The following is a 20,922-nucleotide window of genomic DNA, read 5'->3' as shown; positions in this document are numbered from 1 at the left end:
GAGTAGTCTCATGCCACTTTTTCTGCATACGGCCGATTGGCAGATCGGCCGTCATTACGGCCAGCTCGACCCGGCCGACGGTGCGATCCTTGCCGAGGCGCGCTTCGAGGCGGTAGCGACGCTTGCGCGCATCGCGCGTGAACGGCAGGTCGACGCGGTGCTCGTCGCGGGCGACGTGTTCGACATGCAGGAAGTGTCCGATCGCACGATCCGCCGCCTGTTCGGCCTGCTCGAGGCGTATGCCGGGCCCTGGGTGCTCCTAGCCGGCAACCACGACGCCGCCTTGCCCACCAGCGTGTGGACGCGCGCCCGGGCCCTGGGCTGCGTACCGCCGCAGGTGCGCATTCCGGACGCGCCCGGGGTGCTCGGCCTGCCCGAGGCCGGGCTCGCCGTGCTCGCGGCGCCGCTGACGCAGCGCCAGACCTACGATGACGTCACGCGCGATTTCGACGCCATGCAGGCCCCGGCCGGGCTGGTGCGCGTGGGCCTGGCGCACGGCAGCGTCTCGGGCCGGTTGCCCGAGGCGGCCGACGCCAGCAACCCGATCGACCCGGCGCGGGCGGAGCGCGCCAGCCTGGACTATCTGGCGCTGGGCGACTGGCACGGCTGCCTGCGGATCGATGCGCGCACCTGGTATGCCGGCACGCCCGAGCCCGACCGGTTTCGCGGCAACGAGCCCGGCGTGGCGCTCGCCGTGCGCATCGATCGTCCAGGCGCGCTGCCCGAGGTCGAGCGCATCCCGGTGGGGCGCTATCGCTGGCAGGCCTGGCGCGAGCGCATTGCGCTGCCCGGCGACGTCGAGGCGCTGGCCGCGCGCCTGGCCGCTCTGGGCGCGGACGACGTGCTGCGGCTCACGCTCGAAGGCGAAGTGGACGGCGCCGGCCAGGCCGCGCTCGAACGGGCGATCGGGCAGGCGCAAGGCCGCGCGCGTGCGCTGCGCGCCAGCCTCGACGGTCTGCGCCTGGTGCCCGCCGACGCGGATTTCGCCGAGATGGCCGCGGGCGGCTACCTGGCCGACGTCGTGGCCGAGCTGCGCTTTCGCCAGGACGATCCGCAAGAGGGTGCGGTCGCGCGTGAAGCGCTGCGCGTGCTGCTGGGCTATGCGCGCGAATCGGCCGCGGGAGGCGGCGCATGAGGCTGCACAGCATACGGCTGAGCGAGTTCCGTCGTTTTCGCGAGCCCCTGGTCCTCGACGATCTGCAAGCCGGCATCAATCTTTTCGTGGGGCCGAACGAAGCCGGCAAGAGCACGGTCGCGGCGGCCGTGCGCGCGGCGTTCCTGGAGCGCTACAAGACCAGCAAGGTGGCGGATTTCGCGCCCTACGGCCTGGCTGCGCCACGCCCGACGGTGGAACTGGAGTTCGAGACCGGCGGGCGCCGCTACAGCCTGCGCAAGTCGTTCCTGACGCGGCCGCGCTGCGAACTGATTGTCGACGGTGGCCGTCGGCTCGAGGGCGAACAGGCCGACGATGCGCTGGCCGCCCTGCTGGGCTATGTGTTTCCGGGCAAGGGCCAGAGCCGTCCCGAGCACGCCGGCGTGCCCGGCCTGCTCTGGATACAGCAGGGCGAGAGCGCGACCCGCACGCCCATCGAGCATGCCCGCATGCACCTGCGCGAAGCCTTGCAGCGTGTGTCGGGCGAACTGGCGAGCGGCGATGGCGACCGGCTGCTCGTCCGCGTCGAGGCCGATCTCGCGGAATTGCTGGATGCGCGGGGCAAGCCGCGTGCGGCGTATCGCGAGGCCGAAGCCGAGCTGGCGCGCGTGCAGGCCGACATCGATGCGCTGCAGGCGGCGCACCGCGTCCTGAACGAGGCCATCGACCAGTTGGCGGGCTTGCGGCTGGCCCATGCCGAGGACGAGCGCGATCCCCCCTGGGTGGGCTTCGAGCGCCAGGCCGCGCAGGCGCGCGAGCGCGAGCAGCAGGCCGTGCAACAGCGCCACGAACTGGATGTCCTGCTGCGCGAGCGTCGTCAGTACGACGAGCAGCTCGCCCTGCTGCACGACGGCGCCATGCGCGTGCAGGCCGACATCGACGAGCTGGCCCGGCTGCGGCGCGAGCTGCGTCGGCTCGAGGAGGCCGCCGACGCGCACGCCGCGAGCGCCGCCGGCGAGGCTCAGGCGGTCGCCCAGGCGGCCGAGCGGGCGCGGCTGGCGCGCGAGCGCCACGAGGCCGCCCGCCAACTGGCCGAGCGGCGCGACGTGCAAGGCATGGTCGAACGCCAGCAGTCGGAAGCCCAGCGGCTGCGGCACGCCCATCGCGAGGCGCAGCGCCTGGCCGCGGAGCTGGCCCGCGTGCGCGAACAGTTGCATCGGGAAACCCTGTCCGAACCGGATCTCACCCAGTTGCGCGAGCTGGAACGCGAGTGCGAGGCGCTGGCCCTGCGGCGCGAGGCGACCGCCACGCGCCTGCGCTACGAGCTGCCGGATGGCGGCGTCAGGCTGGACGGCACGGCCGTGGCGGGGCGCGGCGAGCGCTGGCTGGATCGCCCCATGGTGATCGAGCTGGCCAACGGCGGCCGGCTCGACGTGCTGCCCGGCGGGCAGGACCTGGCGCAGCTCGCCGAGCGGGCGAACGCGCTGCAGGCGCAACGGGCGCAGTTGTTCGCGGCGCTCGGCGTGGACAGTCTGGCCCGGGCCGAGGCGCGCTGGGCGACGCGGCAGGCGCATGCCGGCGAACTGGGCAACCTGCAGCGCGAACTCGACATCCACGCGCCGCAGGGGCTGGCCGCCCTGGAGCAGACCTGCTTCGAGGCGCAGGCACTGCTCGAGCGGCTGCAGGCCCGCCTGGCGCAGTTCGCGCCGTCGGCCGAAGCGCCGGGCGCGCTGGACCTGAACGCGTGCGCGACCGAGCGGGAGTTGGCTGAAACGGCCTGGCGGCAGCTCCAGGAACGCGGCGAGGCGCGGCGGATGCAGGCGCAGCAGGCGCTGACGCATCTGGCGCAGGCCCGCGAGCGCGAGCGCGCGCTCGCCGAGCGCCTGGAGAGCGCCGCCGCGACCGGGCAACAGGCGCAGCGCGCCATGCGCCTGGCCGAGGCGAAAGCCCAGCGCGATGCGATCGAACAGCGCATCGAATTGGCCAAGGCGCGTCTCGAAGGCCACGACAGCCAGCTCAATCGCCAGGATATCGATCGTCTGGAGCGCTCGGCGCGTATCGCTCGCGAGGCATTCCAGGCGCGGCACGAACGCATGCTGCTGTTGCAAGGCCGGCTGGACGAGGCCGGCGCCCAGGGGCTGGGCGAACGGCTGGCCGAGGTGGGCGCCGAGGCCGAACGACTGCAGCGCCGCGTGGACGGCCTGGCCTTGCGGGCGCGGGCGCTGCGCATGCTGCGCGAAGCTCTGCGCGAACGCCGGGAGGCGGCGACCAGCCGCCTGCAGGCGCCGCTGGCGGAGCGCTTGGCGCACTATCTGCGGCTGTTGTTCGGCGAGGCCAGCCTGCAGTTGGACGAAAATTTGCTTCCCACGCAAATTGTCAGGCCCGACCATACGCTGGGCCTGGACGCGTTGAGCCACGGCACGCAGGAACAACTGGGCGTGCTGGCGCGTATCGCCTACGCCGATATTTTGCGTGAGGCGGGCCGCCCGACGCTGCTGATCCTGGACGACGCGCTGGTGCACACCGATGCGCAGCGCCTGGGCTGGATCAAGCGGGCGCTTTTCGACGCGGCGACCCGGCACCAGGTGCTGGTGTTCAGTTGCCATGCGGCGGCGTGGCGAGACCTGGGCGTGGCAGCGCGCGAGTTGGGCGACGATAGGCCCACAGACGCATGAGTTGCGAGATCAATGCGCGCGGCGATGCGATAATCGTCGATTCGCCGGAATCGCGGCACGGGATGAACCGACATGCGTGAAGTATCTCCCAGCCTGCTCGACACCGAGGGCAGCGCGCAATATCTGGACCCCGAGGCGTGGCTGGGCGTCTACCGGCGCCTGGACATGCCGATCCGCGTGCGCGTGGCCACGTCGGTCCACGAGCACGCGCGGGAACTCGCCACCCTGTTCTACACGGAGATGCTGGCCGACCCGCAGGCGCGCCCGCTGCTGTCGCCGAACGTGGTGTCCCAGCGCCTGCACAGCAGCCTCATGCGGTGGCTGCGCAACCTGTTCGAGGCCGAAGCAACGCCGGACGTCGCCGGCATCTCGCACCTGCAGTTCACGGTGGGCGAGGTGCATGCGCGCATCGGCGTGCCCGTGCCGCTGGTCCTGCGCGGCGCGCGCATCCTGAAGGCTGCGCTGGCCGACAAGCTGGCGCAGCAGCCTGACCTGGATCGCGACGAGCTCTTTCGGGCCCAACAATTCGTCGGGCAGCTCGTCGACCTCGCCATGGAGGTCATGAGCTCGGCCTATCTCACCAGCACCAAGCGGGCGGCGCGCACCGACGAGGCGTACCGGCTGTTCTCGCTCGGCCAGGATGTCTCCATGGAACGCGAGCGCCAGCGCGCCGCGCTCATGGAGTGGAGCCAGAGCGTCCTGCTCGATCTCTACTACACCGACCGGCGCAATGTGCTGCCGACGCTGCGCACGTCGGAGTTCGGCCTGTGGATCTATCACAAGGGCCGGGCGATCTTCGACGGCATGCCGGAACTCGCCCCGCTCATGCGCGCGGTGGGCGAGATCGACGCCACGGTGCTGCCCCGGCTGACCGCCGCCGTGCCGCAGACCGGCGAGGAGCGTGTCGGCATCGAGCAGCTCAAGCAGCGCGTGGCCGACATCAAGTTCCTCCTGAACGCGCTGTTCGACCGCATCTCGGCGGTCGACGCCGGCCGCGACCCGCTCACCCAGCTCCTGAACCGGCGCTTCCTGAGCTCGGTGCTCACGCGCGAGATCGCCCTGGCGAACCGCACGCATTGCCCCTTCGCGGTGATGATGGTCGACATCGACCACTTCAAGCGCATCAACGATCGCTACGGGCACGACGGGGGCGACGCCATCCTGCGCCAGGCCGCGGACGTGCTGCAGACCGCCTGCCGGGCCAGCGACTACATCTTTCGCTATGGCGGCGAGGAGTTCCTGCTGCTGCTGGTCGATACCGACCGCGAAGGCCTGGCGATTGCCGCAGAGCGCGTGCGCCTGTCCTTCGTCGAACGCGTGTTCCGGGTCAAGGAGGGTATGCGCCTGCCCATCACCGTGAGCATCGGCGCCGCGCTGTTCGATGGCCATCCGGACCCTCAGCGTCTGGTGACGCGGGCAGACCAGGCGCTCTACAGCGCCAAACATGCGGGGCGCAACCGCCATGTGCTCGATGCGGACGACGCGCCCGTCGACGCGCACTGAGCGCTGCGCGCCTTAGCTTAGTCCTCTCCCACCTTGCGACGCATCGCCTTGGTGTCGCCGCGTAGGGCCTTGGTCTGCAGGCGCCGGCGCCGCGAGGCCGCGGTGGGGCGCGTCGGCACGCGGTGGCGCGGCACGTGCGCGGCCTGCTGCAGCAGTTCGACCAGGCGCTGCAGCGCCGCGGCCCGGTTGAGCGTCTGGCTGCGATGTTCCTGCGCCTGGATCACGATCTCGCCCTCGCGCGTGGCCCGGCTGCCGGCCAGCGCCAGCAGCCGCTCGCGTACGCCTTCGGGCAGGTGGCGCGTGTCGTAGCGCAGTTGGACCGCGCTCGACGTCTTGTTCACGTGCTGCCCACCGGGGCCGGCGGCGCGCACGAAGCTCGTTTCGATGTCGCGTTCGTCCAGCCAGAGGGAGGGGGTGATGCGGATCATGTTCGGTCGGAAAAAGAGGCCGGCGGTGTCGGCGCCATGCCTGCATGGGGAGGGTTTCAGCGACGATTGTGCCCGAGCGCCGCGGGCTGCAGTGCGGTGGGCGGCCCCGTGCGCGCTGTCCCGGTCCCCGCTCAGGGAAAACCCCAAGTGGCCGGCACGTGCATTTAGTTAATACTAATAATCAAATTTGGACAGGCAAACCCATGAGCCCCACTCAACTCGGCAGCGAGCTGCTGCATGTCGACGCAAGCGGTCCGATCGCGCTGATCCGGCTGGCGCGTCCGGCCAAGCGCAATGCGATCAACGATGCGCTGCTCGCCGATCTGCACACCACCTTCGTGCGTCTGCCGCAGCATGTGCGGGTGGCGGTGGTGCATGGCGAAGGGCCGCATTTCTGCGCCGGGCTCGATCTGTCGGCGCTGAGCGAGCGCAGCGCGGCCGAGGGCATTCTGCATTCGCGCTCCTGGCATGCGGCGTTCGACCAGATCCAGTTCGGCAAAGTGCCGGTGATCGCCGCGCTCAACGGAGCGGTCGTGGGCGGCGGGCTGGAACTCGCGAGCGCATGCCACATCCGCGTGGCCGAGCGTTCCTGCTACTTCGGTCTGCCCGAGGGGCAGCGCGGCCTGTTCGTCGGCGGCGGCGGGTCGGCCCGGGTGCCGCGCCTGATCGGCGTGGCGCGCATGGTCGACATGATGCTTACGGGCCGGGTGTATTCGGCAGAAGAGGGCGTGGCCGCCGGCCTGGCCCAGTATCTGGTTGAGGACGGCGAAGGGCTGGCCAAGGCGATGGCGCTGGCCGAGCGCGTGGCCGGCAACGCGCCGCTGTCCAACTTCGCCGTGGTGCAGGCGCTGCCGCGCATCGCCGACCAGTCCCAGTCCGACGGCCTCTTCATGGAGTCGCTGATGGCGGCGATCGCGCAGGCCGACCAGGGCGCCAAGGACCGCATGAACGCGTTTCTGCAGGGCAGGGCAGGAAAAGTTCGCGCCAATAACTGAATGGCAAGCGGGCGCTCGCGTGAGCGCCACGGCGGCCGCGCAGCGGCACGCCGACAGGAGGAGACACCATGCAAGCCAGAGACGCTGAAGCGCCGGCCGTGCAACCCCGCTACCGCCAGGTACGCCTGGGCGGCTCGCTGGCCGCCCTACGCGCCGGTCTCGCCCGCGTATTCGCTGCGGTCGGACGACTTCGCCAAGTTGCGCGACATCGTCCGGACGCTCACCCCGGGCCTGGTCTTCGCCGACCTGCCTTTCCTGGGCGATGCGCCGCCCGTGCTGGTCGATTGGCTGTCGTGGCACCATATCTTCGACGCGAACCACAACATCGGCATCGTGCTCTACAACGGCGGCACGCTGTACATAGACGACGGCAAGCCCGCCCAGCGTCGAGCCTGCGCTTGACCATGGGCCCTGAGCGCAACGCGCCCGCATCATCCCCATGAGGCCTGTCATGTCCCGCACCGTGGTTCACCGCGTACTCGTGCAGTTCGGCGATTGCGATCCCGCCGGAATCGTGTTCTTTCCCAATTTCCTGCGCTGGATGGACGCGTCTTCGCTCAACTTCTTCAGGGCCTGCGGCGTGCCGCCCTGGCGCGAGCTGACGCACAGCCGCGGCATCGTCGGCACGCCGGTGCTGGAGATCGGCACGCGCTTCATGCAGAGCGCCACCTACGGCGAGACGCTGGAGATCCACACCAGCGTGGAGGAATGGCGGAACAAGACGTTCCGTCATCGCCACGTCGTGAAGCGCGGCGACGACGTGCTGTGCGAGGGCACCGAGGTGCGGGCCTTCGTCGCGCGCGACGAGGCGGGCGGCCGGCTGCGGGCGATGACGATTCCCGAAGACATCCGCGCCCTGTGCCGTTGATGCGGCGGGCCGCAGCATGGGTGGCGCGCTGCGTCCCGCCCATGGCCGGCCGACCCGATTCCGGTGTCGCAAGACACCTTCAACTACACTCCCACCGACCACTGGGGCTTCGGTCCCGAGACCGGCGTGATGATGCAGGTGGTCGATGGCGATTGGAAGATCGAGTCCTGAGCGCAGCGCGAACGAGAGGAAGCACAGGCATGGCGACGTCCCCGGGGCTGGATTTGTCCCCGCTCTCCCACCTCATCGGGTTCAAGACCTCGATGGCCGACGCGCGCCTGCGCCGCGCCTTCCATGCGAGGATGAAGGCGCTGCGCCTGCGCCCGGTCGATTTCACCATCCTGTTGCTGCTCGCGGCCAACGACAACGTCAGCCAGAAGATGCTATGCGAGGCGCTGGACATCACTGCGCCGGGGCTGGCGGTCATCCTGGACCGGCTGCAGCATCGCGGGCTGCTGCTGCGCGAGCGCAGCGAGGTCGATCGTCGCGCGCATCGGTTGACCCTCACGCCGCAAGGGCTGCGCCTCGCCGACGAGGCGCGCAGCCTGTCGCTCGATCTCGAGGATGACGTGCTCGCGGTGCTCACGCCCGGCGAGCGCCTGCTGTTGGGCGAGCTGCTCACGCGCGTGATCCTCGGCGCACGTACGGGCGCCGGTGCGCCCGACGAACCGCGGGCGCTGCGCCGGGCCTCGACGGGCTGAGCAGGCCGTGCCTGGCGAGCGCCCATGGGGCGCTGATTCCGCCTTGACGGGGCTTGCGGCTTGTACATACCAGCGGCCGAGCCATCGGTGCCGAGTCCGTGCGCATGTTTGCTCGAAATCAACGACAGGAACAGGAACGGGCCGCATGATCGAAGCTGTCCACCACGTTGCGCGCAGGCACCGGGAAGCCCGGGCGCTGGCTGCCGCGCCCTGGCGGCTGCAGCCATGCGGCGCAGCCAGCACTGCTTCGGGAGGCAGCGGCCGATTTTGCCTTACATATCGAATCATGCGCGCGCATTTCGTTGCGGATGCCAGGGCCGGCTGTGTGGGGACATTCCGCCGGACATGTTCGCGGCGCACCTGTCGCGCCACCGCTTGCTGGTAGACTTGATGAGTCTCGATCCAGCCCGCGCAGGCTGCGAGGCCAGGCAAGGCCCTGCGCGAGAGGCTGGCTGAACGCAATACGCCCCGCGAGCGGGTGGCGGGGGAAACCGGCGCAGCGGCATTGCCGCAGCTCTGGCCGTGGCAAGCGGCGTGCAGACCGGACGACCCGCCATCGTCGTCATCCACGATGCGGCGGGTTGCGTGGATTCTCCCTTAGAGAAGCTTGTGCCAGACATTGTGCCCATGAATCCGAAGCATGCCCCGTCTCGCTCCTCGACCCCGGCGGCGCACGAGCTGCTTTCCCGCCAATTGGACGCGGGGGTCCTGATACTCGAACTGGACGCTGCCTCGCGCGTGGTATACGCCACCCCCGGTCTGGAGGAGCTGCTGGGCTGGGATGGCGCGACCGAGTGCTACACGCAACCGCCCGAACGCTATCCGCAACTCCTGAGCGACGCTGCGCATCTGTTGCAGGGCGGCGGCGACACCCGCGCCGAACTGACCGTCGGCGGCCGCACCTACGAAGTGGACGGCCGCTGGCGCCGGGGCGCCGACGGCGCACTGCATGCCTTGTTCCGCTTCATCGAGATCCGGGTGCCCGAGACCGCGCCGGATCTCATGCGCCTGGCGGCGGACAGCACCGAAGACTATGCCATCTTCACGCTCGACAACGAGGGCTGCGTCACGAGCTGGAACAGCGCGGCCGAGCGCATGTTCGGTTATGCCGAGGCGCAGGCGCTGGGGCGGCACTTCAGCATGCTGTTCGTGGCCGAGGACCGCGTCAACGGCGTGCCCGGGGATGAAATGCGCCGCGCCCGCGACGAGGGCCGCGCCGAGGGCGAGCGCTGGCTCCTGCGCGCGGACGGTCAGCGCTTCTATTGCAGCGGCGTGCTGACGCCGCTGCGCAATCGCCAACTGTACGGCTATGCCAAGATCGCGCGCGATCTCACCGCCCGCAAGCGGGCCGAACGCGAGCGCGAGGTGTTGCTGCGCCACGAGCGTATCGTGCGTGCGCGGGCCCAGGCTGCCAACCAGCTCAAGGACGAGTTCCTCGCGGTGATGTCGCACGAACTCAAGCATCCGCTGAACCTCATCTATGCCAATGCCGAATTGCTGACCCGTCTGCCCGAGGTCCAGTCCTCCGCTCTGGGGCAGCGCGCCGCGCAGGTGATCCAGCGCTCGGTACTCGGCCAGGCCAAGATCATCGACGACCTGCTCGATCTCTCGCGCCTGCATACCGGCAAGCTGCGCCTGGCGGCCGCGTCGGTGGAGTGGCGCCGGGTGGTCGAGACGGTGGTGCAGGCCTCGCGTGCCGAGGCCGAGGAGCAGGGCGTCACCCTGGTGCTGGAGCCGGGCCCCGAGGTCTGGTTGAACGCGGACGAAGTGCGCATCGAGCAGATCGTCTGGAATCTGGTGAGCAACGCCATCAAGTTCACCCCGCGCGGCGGCACCGTCGCCGTCAGCGTGGAGCCCGCGCCCGTCGCCGACGGCGCGCCGGACGCCCCGACGGGTGCCTGGCTGAAGGTGGTCGATACGGGGCGTGGCATTTCACCGGCTGTCCTGCCGCGCCTGTTCGACATGTTCGCGCAGGCCGACGGCCTCGCCGCCCGGCGCCAGGGCGGCCTGGGCATCGGCCTGGCCCTGGTGCGCCAACTGGCGGAGCTGCATGGCGGGCGCGTGCAGGCCGAGTCGGCGGGAGAGGGGTGCGGCGCCACCTTCGCCGTCTGGCTGCCGGCCGTGAGCGGCCCCGGCGCCGCCTCGGGCGCCGAGGCGGCCGCCGAGAGCGCGGCGGCGGGCAGCCTGGCCGGCGTGCGCGTCCTGCTGGTGGACGACAGCGTCGAGACGCTGGAAGCGTTTCATCAGCTACTCGCCATGGAAGGCGCGGTGGTGACGGCGGTCAGCACCGGCGCGCAGGCGCTTGCGCGGGCCAGGGACGAGACCTACGACGTCATTGTCTCCGACATCGGCATGCCCGAAATGGACGGCCACGAGCTGCTGGCCCGGCTGCGCGGGCTTCCCGGGCATGCACGGTCGCCCGCGGTGGCGCTGACCGGCTTTGGCCGCAGCGACGACGTGCAGCGCGCGCTCGCCGCCGGGTTTCGCGCGCACCTGAACAAGCCGGTACGCATCGAAGCCCTGCTCTCGGTGCTGCGCGAGCTGGTCGCCGAAGGCCCGGCGCATGCCGAGGACGTGCGCTGAGCTGGACCTTAGCCCAGATTGCGCGGGTGCCCGCCGCAGTCGCGCGCCAGGCCGCTGGTGTCCTCGAAGTTGAAGGCGGTATCGATCAGCGCGAAATGGGAGAACGCCTGGGGGAAGTTGCCGAGCTGGCGCCCGGCCGCGGGATCGTATTGTTCGGCGAGCAGGCCGACGTCGTTGCGCAGGGCCAGCAGGCGCTCGAAGAGCTGCCGCGCCTCGTCGCGCCGGCCCTGCAGGATGAGATTGTCGGCCAGCCAGAAGGTGCAGGCGAGGAACACGCCTTCCTTGCCCGCCAGGCCGTCGTGTCCGGTGCCGGTGTCGTAGCGCAGCACCAGGCCGTCCTCGGTGAGCGAGCGCTGGATGGCGCGCACGGTCGAGCGCATGCGCGGGTCGTCCGCGGGCAGGAAGCCGACCAACGGGATCAGCAGCACCGAGGCGTCGAGCGCCGTGCTGCCATAGGCCTGCGTGAATGCGCCGACGCGGGCATCGAAGCCGCGCTCCAGGATCTCGGCCCGCAGGCGTTCGCGCGCGCTGCGCCACGCGTCCACCGGGCCGGGCATGCCGAAGCGTTCCGCGCCCTGGACCGCGCGGTCGAACGCGACCCAGCACATCAGCTTGGAGTGCACGAAATGCTGCTTCTCGCCGCGGACCTCCCAGATGCCTTCGTCCGGTAGCTGCCACAGGGAGTCCAGGTGCCGTATGAGGTGGCGCTGCAGGGCGAGGCCGTCGTGATGCAGCCGCAGGCCCGCGGAGCGCGCCTCATGGAACGTGTCCATGGCGCTGCCGAAGACATCGAGCTGCAGTTGGCTGCACGCCGCGTTGCCGACGCGTACCGGCGCCGAGCCGTGATAGCCGGGCAGGTGGTCCAGCGTCTCCTCGCGCAGGCGGGGTTCGCCCGCCAGGCCATAGAGCGGCTGGATCTGCTCGGCCGAGCCCGCCACCGCGCGCAGCAGCCAGTCGCACCACGATTCGGCCTCGTCGCGGTAGCCCGCGTTGAGCAGCGAGAGCAGCGTGAAGGTGGCGTCGCGCAGCCAGCAGTAGCGGTAGTCCCAGTTGCGCTCGCCGCCCAGGTGTTCGGGCAGCGAGGTGGTGGGCGCGGCGACGATGCCGCCGGTGGGTCGGTGGGTCAGCGCCTTGATGGTGATGAGCGATCGCTCCACCGCCTCGGGCCAGGCGCCGCGGTATCGGCTGCGTTGCGACCACGCCTCCCAGAACGCGCACGTGTCCACCAGCGCCTGCGCCGGATCGGGCGGCTTGCTGATCGGCAGGTGCGAAGGCTCGTAGTTCAGGCAGAAGTGCAGCTCGTCGCCCGCCTGCACGGTGAATTCCGCCACGGTGCGGTAACCGTCGCCGCGGGTCGGCACGGCCGAGTAGAACATCACCGCATGCGGGCCGGCGACCGCGCGCAGGGCGCCGCCCTCGGTACGCGACACCCAGGGGACGATGCGCCCGTAGTCAAAGCGTATGGCCAGCTCCAGGCGCATGCGCACGCTGCCGCTCACGCCGCGCACGATGCGCATCAGGTTCGACAGCGATTCCCCCTCCTTGCGCACCGGCATGAAGTCGGAGATCGTGACGGTGCCCGTGGACGTCTCGAACCGGCTCTCGAGGATCAGCGTGCCGGGCAGGTAGCGGCGCGACGCGCAGCGCCCGCCGTCCATCGGCCCGATATGCCAATAGCCGTGCTCGTCGTCGCCGAGCAGGCGGGTCAGGCAGGCGGCGGAATCGAAGCGCGGCCAGCACAGCCAGTCGATGCAGCCATGGCGATTGACCAGCGCGGCGGTCTGGCAGTCGCCGATCAGGGCGTAGTCGGCAATGGGCGGTTGTTTATACAGGCTCATCCGGCGGCGTAGGCAATGGTCGAGAGCAGGGCGATGTTCGGGTCGCGCGAGTCGAGCCGCGTATGCTGCACGACGATCGGCACATCCGAGACGAAGACCGAGGCATAGTCGGTATCGCGCGGCACGGGCTCGGGTTGCGCGAGATCGTTGAAGCGCAGATGCAGCGTGCGGCGCGCGCCCACCGTCACTTCGTACGGCCCGACCGGGTCGCGGTCGGCGAAGTAGAGGGTGATGCGTATGTTCGCCGGCACCTCGTTGGTGTTCAGGATGCATGCCGTCTCGTGCGAGACCATCTCGTGGCTCTCGTCGGCGCTGCGCCCGGGGATGTAGCCCTCGGCGATGGCCCAGACTGTCTTGCCTATGCTCATGGAAACCTCCTGGTTCTGCGGTGCGCGGATCGATGCAGCAAGGCGCCCAGGCCGAGCAGCGCCGCCCCGCAGACCAGCCACGCGGCCGTGGTCGCGGCCCCGGACGACACGACGAGGGCGTGCGTGCGGGCCTCGTGGCCCCAGGTACCCCGCGTGTCGTGCCCGGTGGCTGCCGGCTCGTGCAGATTGTCGGGCCGTTCGCGGGGCACCGGGACGCCCGAGTCCTGGCCGCGCGCCGCGTGCCGGGCCATGTAGCGATCGAGCAGTCCGGGCGCGAGGCGTTCGCCGAATACGACGAGCGGTGTGCTCGCGCCCACCCAGTATTCGCGGCGCGGATGGCGCGCGGCGCGCAGGATGGCGCGCGCAGCCACCTCCGGCGCATACACCGGCGGCATCGGCCGCGGCTGCGTGGGGCAGTGGGTGCGCGCCCAGTCGAACTGGGGCGTGTCGATGGCCGGCAGGTGGACGGACGTGACGTGGACCGGGCTGCGCGACTGCAGCAGCTCGGCGCGCAGCGCCGTGGTGAAGCCGCGCACGGCATGCTTGGCCGCGCTGTAGGCCGCCTGCAGCGGGATGCCGCGGTACGCCAGCGCCGAGCCGACCTGCACGACGGTGCCGCGGCCGGCGCGCTGCATGTGCCGCAGGGCCGCGAGCGTGCCGTGCACCACGCCCAGGTACGTCACTTCGGTGACGCGGCGCACTTCGGCCGCGGTGAGCTTGGCGATGGGGCTGTACACGGTCGCCATCGCATTGTTGATCCATACGTCGATGCGGCCGAAGGTGTTGACGCAGGCCTGGGCGGCCGCCTGCACCGCTTCGGCGTCGGCCACGTCGGCCGGGCAGGCGATCACGCTGGCCCCGAGCTGCGCGGCTTCGCCGCGGGTCTGCTGCAGGCCGGCGCTGTCGCGCGCGATCAGGCACAGGTGCGCGCCCTGCGCGGCCAGGCTCATGGCGCATGCGCGCCCTACGCCGGCGGATGCCCCGGTGATGACGACGACGCGATCGCGCCAGAACGAACGGAAATCGGACATGCTTTCTCCAGGACCATGCTCGCCGGACCTCGCCCGCGAAGGCGAGGCCGCCCAGGGCGCGAGGCGCCTTGCCTGGGGCGAGCAGGCTCCCGCCTCGAGGCGGGAGCACTCACGAAGGGCATATCGACTCAGCAAGCCGGATGCCACGGCCGCGCAGGCGGTCGGGCTTCAGGCGTCGGTGTAGTAGAGCTGCACCGGGAATGCCGCGAGCGCATCGCGCAGGGCGACGCCGCCGGCCTGCGCCGGCAGTGGGCTGGCATCGAAGACCGAGCGCCAGTCCAGCCCGGTGTCGTCGTCGCGCAGGCTCAGCCGCGTATCCTGCCAGGCCTGGGCCGGGACCAGGGGCGTGCGCTCGGCCGGCGCGGCGTCCGCCGTCAGGATGCCCGCGCCGAGCCGGGGCGCGATCACGAGCAGCCGCTGCTCGCCGCGCTGGCGGCGAAAGGCGATCACGCCATCGGCCCATTCGCCCTCGAGCTGCACCGGCTCGTAGCCGCCTGCGGCGAACAGCGCGGCGTGCGTGCGGCGCAGCCCCAGTGCGCGCTGCAGCATGGCCTGCTTGACCCGGCCGTCGCGCCAGTGCGCCAGCAGCTCGACGGGCGTGGCGCTCCCGCCCAGCGCGCGCATGCGGGCCTGGAAATCCACCGGGCGCCGGTTGTCGGGGTCGGTCAGCGAGAAGTCCCAGAACTCGGTGCCCTGATACAGGTCGGGCACGCCTGGCAGCGTGGTGCGCAGCAGCGCCTGGCTCAGGCCCTTGAGCGCGCCCACCGGGGCGAGCAGCTCGACGAACTCGGCCAGCGCCTGGCGCCAGCGCGCATCCTGCAGGCGCTGCGCGAGAAAGGCGCTGCAGCGCTCTTCGTAGCCGGTATCGGGGGCGAACCAGTTGGAGCGCAGCTTGCCTTCGCGCAGCGACTTGATCTGCCAGGCTTCGACGCGCTCGCGCAGGTGCTCGAGGGGAGGCTCGTCCTCGAGCGACAGGGGCCAGGCCGCGATCAGCGTGTGCAGCAGCATGTACTGGTCGACGACGTGCGGCGCATCCTGCCGGCTGGTCAGCCAGCCGCGCGTGAGGGATTGCCAGCGCTGGGGCACTTCGCTGATCGCGGCCAGCCGCGCCCGGGCGTCCTCGCCGCGCTTGTGGTCGTGCGTGGCGGTGCTCAGCATGGCGTGGGGAAAGCGCTCGGCGCGCGCCTGCGCGAACGTGTGAAAGCCGACGACGTCCAGCGCGAACTCCGAAGGTTCGGCTCCGACTTCGTTGCGCGAGAGCAGCCGGCCGTAGCGGAAGAACACCGTGTCCTCCAGCGATTTGGCGGCCAGCGGCGCGGTCAGTTGCTGGAAGCGGCGGATCGCGGTGAGGCGCGCATTGCGCCGCGGCCCCGGCGGCAGATCCGACGGCGGCCTGCCGCCCAGCCAGTCGTCGATCAGCTCCAGCAGGACCTGGTCGTCGGTCTGCAGGTGCGCCGACGCCTCGCGCACCGCGTGCGCGAAGAACACCGCGTCGGCGGCGGTGCGTCCGTCCAGCCCGCCGTAGGTCCGATAGACCGGAAACGCCACCAGCAACTCGAGCAGGGTGCGGCGTATGGCCGCGCGGCTCCAGTCGCGCGTGAGCGGCGATTCCTGCGCAATGCGATGCAAGGCGCGCATCAGGTTCTCGTACTCGCCGGCGAAGTGGCGGGTGATGAGCATGCGCCGCGCATCGCGCACCAGCTCGTGGAAGCTGTCGTGCTCGCCGGAGATCTCGCGCCACAGCCGGGTGAGCGGAGGCTCGCCGCGGGCGTCGTGCAGCACGCCGCCGACCTGGGCCATGAAGTCGTAGCCGCTGGTGCCGTCGACCTGCCAGTCCTGCGGCAGGGCCTCGTCCTCGCCGAGGATCTTCTCGACCAGGATGTAGGGTTCCGGTTCGAGCCCGGCCGGACGGCTGGCCGCGACCGCGCGCAGGGCGGCGCGCAGCTTGCGGCAGTAGCGCCGCGGGTCGGTCAACCCGTCCACGTGGTCGATGCGCACACCGTCGATCACGCCTTCGGCCCACAGGCGGATGACGAGCGCGTGCACATCGTCGAACACCTGCGGCTCCTCCACGCGCACGCCGGCCAGGTCGCTGATCTCGAAGAAGCGCCGCCAGTTGATCTGCTCGGCGGCGTTGCGCCACCAGGTCAGGCGATAGTGCTGCGATTCGAGCAGGGCGTGCAGGCGGCTGCGGCCGGCGGCGTCGCGCGGATCGTGGGCGGCGATGGCTGCCTCGATGCAGGCGCGCGCGCCCGGCTCCTCGGCCGCCTCGCGCAGCGTAGTGACGGCCGCCTGGCGCGTGGGCGCTTCGCTGTGCTGCGCCAGTCGGGCGAAGGTGTCGACCAGGCCCTGCGCGGTGGGCGAAGGCGGCAGCGCGCCGAAGACCGCCGCGTAGCTCTCCGGAGTCACGGGAAAGCGGTTGTCGTAGTAGTGGATCTCGAACTCGCCCGACTCGGCGTCGAAGGCCAGCTTCAGGCGGCCTTCGCTGAGTTCCTCGCCGTAGGCGGCGCCCAGGAAGGGGGCAAGCACCTTGCCGCGCAGGGCCGGGTCGGAGGATTCCCAGTCGATGTCGAAGTGGCCGGCGTAGTGGCTGCCCCGGCCCCAGCGCAGTACGTCCCACCACCAGGTATTGGCCGCGCCGGTGGCCATGTGATTGGGCACGATGTCCAGGATCAGGCCCATGCCCGCGCCGCGCAGGCGCGCGACCAGCCGGCGCAGCGCCAGTTCGCCGCCGACGGCGGCGCCGATGCGCCGCGGGTCGATGACGTCGTAGCCGTGGGTCGAGCCCGCCCGCGCCTCGGTGAGCGGGGAAGCGTAGATGTGGCTGATGCCCAGGTCGGCGAAATAGCCCACCAGGGGCTCCGCGTCGTCCAGCGTGAAACCCTGGTGGAATTGCAGGCGCACGGTGGCGCGGGGCGGGTTCATGCGTTTCTCGCGCGGCTCAGGGTCTGCAGGCGGGCTTGCGTCCGGGCGTCGGCGCCGATGTCGTCGACGCGGGCGGGCAGGCGGCGGCGCCAGTTCGGATGGCTGTCGATGGTGCCGGGCAGGTTGGGCTGTTCCACCACGCCCAGGGCGTCTTCCAGCGGCAGCAGGACCAGCGGCGCGGCCGTGCGCCCGACGTAGGCGATGGCCGCCTCCAGCGGCGCCTCGGCCGGCGCTTGGGCTGGGGCGTCGGATGCGCGCACGGCCTGCCACAGGGCCGCCTTGTCGTGCTCGCGGGCTTGGCGCTCCTCGGCCTCGGAGGTGGGGCCCAGCAGATCGAGGCGCGCGCGCCAGTCGATGTCCCGGCCGCGCCACCAGCCGGCCACCGTCGGCAGATCGTGCGTGGTGGTGGTGCCGATGCTGTGCGGGCTCCAGCGTTCGGGCGGGGTGTAGCGCGCCGGCGGCGCGCCTTCGCGCTCGAACCACAGCACGCTCATGCCGAGCATGCCGTGCGCCGCAATGCGTTCGTTGAAGCCATGCGGCACGGTGCCCAGGTTCTCGCCCATGATGACGGCATGCTGGCGTACCGATTCGAGCGCCGTGAGACGCATCAGGTCGTCGAAGGGGTAGTCGACGTAGGCGCCGGCGCCGGGCGGGGCGCCCTCGGGCACCAGCCACATGCGCTGCATGCCGAGCGCATGGTCGATGCGCAGCCCGCCCGCATGGGCCAGCGCGGCGCGCAGCATCTCGATGTAGGCGCCGTAGCCATGCCGGCGCAGCGCGTGCGGGGAGAACGCGGTCAATCCCCAGGCCTGGCCGGCCGGGTTGTAGACGTCGGGCGGGGCGCCGGGCGAGAGCCCGGTGATGACGTCGTCCTGGCGGCTCCAGGCGTGGCTGCCGCACGGGTCGGTGCCCACCGCGAGGTCGGCCATCAGGCCGATGCGCATGCCGCACGCGAGGGCCTGCCGGTGCGCGCCGGCCAGGCCTTCATGGGCCAGCCATTGCGCAAAGGCGTGAAAGCGCACCTCGTTCGCATGCGCCTGCGCGAATGCCTCGACCTCGGCCGAGCGCGGGTCGCGCAGCCCCGGCTCCCAGCGGCGCCAGTCGTGCGCCTGCCGGCGCACCTGGTGCGCGTGCAGGGCCTCGAAGCGCGCATGGCGCTCCAGCGCTTCGCCGCCCTCGCGCCGGAAGGTCTCGAACGCGGTGCGCTGGCGGTCTGCAAGATTGTCCGGGAAGCCCTCGTACAGCTCGCGCAGCAGGGCGAGGCGCAGGCGCGACACCTCGGGCCAGTCGATCAGCTCGGCCGCATCCAGCGCCTGCAGGCCCTCGGCGTGCGCACGATGCGCCGCGGCCGCGATCGTCTCCCTTGCATAGACATCGGCCGGATCGGCGTAGGCCGCGTTCACGAACAGCCGGCTGGACGGGGCGTACGGGCTGTACTTGCCGGGGTCGGCCGAGAACATCGCGTGCACGGGGCTGATGGCGAGCGCCTCGCAGCCGCCCCCCGCGAGTTCCTCGGCCAGCTCGCGCAGCGCAGTGAAGTCGCCGACGCCGCCCGGCTGCGCAGCGTTGCCTGCGCGGCGCCGCAGGCTGTAGAGCTGGACGGCCAGCCCCCACAGCCGGCCAGGGGCGCCGGCCAGGTCGGCGACCCCCGTGCAGCGCGGCGGCGCAACGGCCAGCGTGAGCTCGCGCTCGCCGACGTACAGGCGGTGATAGCCGATGCGCTCGGGCGCGCGCAGCCAGGCGTGTGCGCCGTCGGATTCCGTGTGCCCGCTGTGCTGCCCGCCTGCTTCCAGATCGATAGCGTAGGGCTGGCCCGCGGCCACGTCGCCGCGCAGCGCCACGGTCTGGCCCGCCTGCACGGTCAGCAGCGGCGGGCAGTGCCCGGCCTCGTCGCGCAGGCGGGCCAGGCTGTCGCGTACGGCCTCGGGGTTGTCCGCCGCGAGTCCGAGGCGCCCCAGCACGTTGCGCAGCACGTCCGGCGTCACTTCCTGATCCTGGCCGCGCGCGTTGTGCCAGTGCACGTGCACGCCCGCCGCGCGGGCGAGCGCCTGCAGGGAGTCGTCGGCGTTCATGGCGCGTCGTCCTGCGGTGCGCCGGCTTGCTGCGGCTGCAGCGTGGCCAGCAGCCCGCCCGCGCCCAGCACGCCGGCATGCGCCTGCTGCGCGTAGCCCGGCCGCGACTCGAACAGGATCTCGCCCGCGCCGGGCGGCGCCTCGAGCGCCGCGTCGCTCTCGCCCAGGTTGACCCACAGCGCGAGCGTGTCGCCGTTGCCCAGGCGCCAGGCCGCGTGCACCGAGCGGGCGCCCACCGGCGCGGCGTCGAGCGCGCGCGTCTGCGGCAGATACGGCACGATGCGCTGGCGGCGCGTCTTGAGCAGGCGCCAGTAGTATGCCGACCAGATGCTCTCGTCCACGTTGACGTGCGGGCTGGCGAAGGGCGAGGACTTGGCGTAGGTGTGGCGCGCGTTGGGGTCGGGCAGGTCGGTCAGCGCAGCGCCGCCGGCAAAGGCGGCAAAGCGCGAGAACTCCTGGCGCCGGCCGTCGCGCACGGCCTGGGCGAGGGTGTCGTTGTGGCTGGTGAAGTACAGAAAGGGGTCCTTGGCGCCGATCTCCTCGCCCATGAAGAGCAGGGGGATGTGCGGGCACAGCAGCATGAGCGCGACGGCCGCCGCCAGCGGATTGGGCTCGTCGCGCGGGGGCTGGGCATCGAGCAGCGCGGCGAGGCGCTCGCCGAAGGCGCGGTTGCCGATCTGATCGTGGTTCTGCAGGAACATCACGAAGGCCGTGGGCGGCAGGTGCGCGCTGGGTTCGCCGCGCGGCTTGCCGCCGCGGTGCTCGGACGCTTCGCCCTGGTAGATGAAGCCTTCCTTCAGGCAGCGTGCCAGCCGGGCTTCGGGCCCGCCGGCGTAGTCCTCGTAGTAGCCGTCGTCCTCGCCGGTCAGCAGCACGTGCAGCACGTGGTGCGCGTCGTCGTTCCACTGCGCGTCGAAGCCGCTTTCCAGCAGATGCGCCATGTTGTCGTCGTTCTCCAGCACCAGATGGACGTAGCGGTCCGCGGGCAGGCGGGCGCGCACGAAGGCCGCCATCTCCTGCAGCCAGCCCCGCTCGGAGATGGCGTGCACGGCGTCCAGACGCAAGCCGTCGAAGCGGTACTCGCGCAGCCAGTACAGCGCGTTCTCGGCGAAGAAGCTGCGCACTTCGGGCTGGCGAAAGTCGATCGCCGGCCCCCAGGGCGTGTCCAGGTCGTCGCGAAAGAAGGTGTCGGCATAGGTGCCCAGATAGTTGCCGTCCGGGCCGAAGTGGTTGTAGACCACGTCGAGGAACACCATCAGCCCCAGGCCGTGGGCCGTATCGATCAGTGCCTTCAATTGTTCCGGCGTGCCGTAGGCGGTGTCCGGCGCATAGGGCAGCACACCGTCGTAGCCCCAGTTGCGCGGGCCGGGAAAATCGGCGATCGGCATCAGTTCGATCGCCGTGACGCCGAGCGAGGCGAGCTCCGGCAGGCGGCTCGCAATGCCGTCATAGCCGCCGAGCACGCCCGGGTGCAGCTCGTAGAGCACGGTTTCGTGCCAGGGGCGGCCGCGCCATTCGGCATGGCGCCAGGCGTAGCCGTCGCCGGCCAGCACCACGCTGGCGTCGTGGACGTCCTTGTCCTGCAGGCGCGAAGCGGGGTCGGGGACGGAATGCCCGCCCACCCCGAAGCGATAGCGGGTGCCGGCGGCGAGGCCGGTCTCGAGTTCCCACCAGCCGTCGCCCACCGCCTGCATGGGAATGGGGTCGTGCCCGCCAGGCTCGAGCTGCACCCCGGACGCGGTGGGCGCCCATAGGCGGAAGGTGGTGCCGGCCTCGGTGACGCGGGGGCCGAACCGATAGGCATAGTCCGCAAGGCTCATGGTGTGGGGTCTCCAATGGCGA

The 20,922-nt window shown here is 71.2% G+C and carries 15 protein-coding genes; 8 read left to right on the top strand and 7 right to left on the bottom strand.

Features of this window, described 5'->3' with window-relative positions; translation table 11 throughout:
* Window positions 1-10: 10 nt before the first annotated feature.
* From FOZ76_RS10480 to FOZ76_RS10470, 3 genes are all read left to right on the top strand, one after another.
* The gene (locus FOZ76_RS10480) at window positions 11-1,135 is read left to right on the top strand and encodes a metallophosphoesterase family protein (protein ID WP_143948161.1); all 1,125 of its coding nucleotides are present in this window, start codon (window positions 11-13) and stop codon (window positions 1,133-1,135) included.
* Entirely contained in the window at window positions 1,132-3,768 is a 2,637-nt protein-coding gene (locus FOZ76_RS10475) for an AAA family ATPase (protein ID WP_143948159.1), read from the top strand. Before FOZ76_RS10480 ends, FOZ76_RS10475 begins: the two co-directional genes overlap by 4 nt.
* A gap of 72 nt (window positions 3,769-3,840) precedes the next feature.
* On the top strand, window positions 3,841-5,271 hold the full coding sequence (locus FOZ76_RS10470; protein ID WP_143948158.1) for a diguanylate cyclase: 1,431 nt from the start codon (window positions 3,841-3,843) through the stop codon (window positions 5,269-5,271).
* Between the two features lie 17 nt (window positions 5,272-5,288).
* Here FOZ76_RS10470 and arfB read toward each other — a convergent pair whose 3' ends face one another.
* Window positions 5,289-5,699: an alternative ribosome rescue aminoacyl-tRNA hydrolase ArfB gene (arfB, locus tag FOZ76_RS10465; RefSeq protein WP_143948156.1), complete on the bottom strand. Its 411-nt coding sequence runs from the start codon at window positions 5,697-5,699 to the stop codon at window positions 5,289-5,291.
* Between the two features lie 203 nt (window positions 5,700-5,902).
* On the opposite strand from arfB, the gene FOZ76_RS10460 reads away from it, so the two are divergent.
* The 5 genes from FOZ76_RS10460 (at window position 5,903) to FOZ76_RS10440 (ending at window position 10,846) form a co-directional block, all read left to right on the top strand.
* Complete coding sequence (locus FOZ76_RS10460; RefSeq protein ID WP_143948154.1) at window positions 5,903-6,694, top strand: crotonase/enoyl-CoA hydratase family protein; 792 nt, start codon at window positions 5,903-5,905, stop codon at window positions 6,692-6,694.
* Window positions 6,695-7,096: a hypothetical protein gene (locus FOZ76_RS28345; protein ID WP_170235373.1), complete on the top strand. Its 402-nt coding sequence runs from the start codon at window positions 6,695-6,697 to the stop codon at window positions 7,094-7,096.
* Between the two features lie 49 nt (window positions 7,097-7,145).
* A complete protein-coding gene (locus FOZ76_RS10450) occupies window positions 7,146-7,562 on the top strand; it encodes an acyl-CoA thioesterase (protein ID WP_143948151.1) in 417 nt (138 codons plus the stop codon).
* A 200-nt stretch (window positions 7,563-7,762) separates the two neighbouring features.
* Entirely contained in the window at window positions 7,763-8,263 is a 501-nt protein-coding gene (locus FOZ76_RS10445) for a MarR family winged helix-turn-helix transcriptional regulator (protein WP_170235379.1), read from the top strand.
* A gap of 627 nt (window positions 8,264-8,890) precedes the next feature.
* Window positions 8,891-10,846, top strand: a complete 1,956-nt coding sequence (locus tag FOZ76_RS10440) for a hybrid sensor histidine kinase/response regulator (protein ID WP_143948147.1) — start codon at window positions 8,891-8,893, stop codon at window positions 10,844-10,846.
* A gap of 8 nt (window positions 10,847-10,854) precedes the next feature.
* On the opposite strand, the gene FOZ76_RS10435 is transcribed toward FOZ76_RS10440, so the two are convergent.
* From FOZ76_RS10435 to treZ, 6 genes are all read right to left on the bottom strand, one after another.
* On the bottom strand, window positions 10,855-12,684 hold the full coding sequence (locus tag FOZ76_RS10435) for a glycoside hydrolase family 15 protein (protein WP_143948146.1): 1,830 nt from the start codon (window positions 12,682-12,684) through the stop codon (window positions 10,855-10,857).
* Window positions 12,681-13,052 carry a sensory rhodopsin transducer gene (locus tag FOZ76_RS10430; RefSeq protein ID WP_143948144.1) on the bottom strand — a complete coding sequence of 124 codons (372 nt, stop codon included), beginning with the start codon at window positions 13,050-13,052 and terminating at the stop codon, window positions 12,681-12,683. The genes FOZ76_RS10435 and FOZ76_RS10430 overlap by 4 nt, the downstream gene beginning before the upstream one ends.
* On the bottom strand, window positions 13,049-14,083 hold the full coding sequence (locus tag FOZ76_RS10425; protein ID WP_143948142.1) for an SDR family oxidoreductase: 1,035 nt from the start codon (window positions 14,081-14,083) through the stop codon (window positions 13,049-13,051). The genes FOZ76_RS10430 and FOZ76_RS10425 overlap by 4 nt, the downstream gene beginning before the upstream one ends.
* A gap of 168 nt (window positions 14,084-14,251) precedes the next feature.
* A complete protein-coding gene (treY, locus tag FOZ76_RS10420; RefSeq protein ID WP_143948141.1) occupies window positions 14,252-17,008 on the bottom strand; it encodes a malto-oligosyltrehalose synthase in 2,757 nt (918 codons plus the stop codon).
* Window positions 17,005-19,080 carry a 4-alpha-glucanotransferase gene (malQ, locus tag FOZ76_RS10415; RefSeq protein WP_143948139.1) on the bottom strand — a complete coding sequence of 692 codons (2,076 nt, stop codon included), beginning with the start codon at window positions 19,078-19,080 and terminating at the stop codon, window positions 17,005-17,007. Before malQ ends, treY begins: the two co-directional genes overlap by 4 nt.
* Window positions 19,077-20,900 carry a malto-oligosyltrehalose trehalohydrolase gene (gene treZ, locus FOZ76_RS10410; protein ID WP_143948137.1) on the bottom strand — a complete coding sequence of 608 codons (1,824 nt, stop codon included), beginning with the start codon at window positions 20,898-20,900 and terminating at the stop codon, window positions 19,077-19,079. The genes malQ and treZ overlap by 4 nt, the downstream gene beginning before the upstream one ends.
* Window positions 20,901-20,922: the final 22 nt, after the last annotated feature.

It is taken from the genome of Verticiella sediminum (genome assembly GCF_007558815.1).
GTDB lineage: Bacteria > Pseudomonadota > Gammaproteobacteria > Burkholderiales > Burkholderiaceae_B > Verticiella > Verticiella sediminum.
This window is presented reverse-complemented; position numbering and strand designations above follow the sequence as displayed.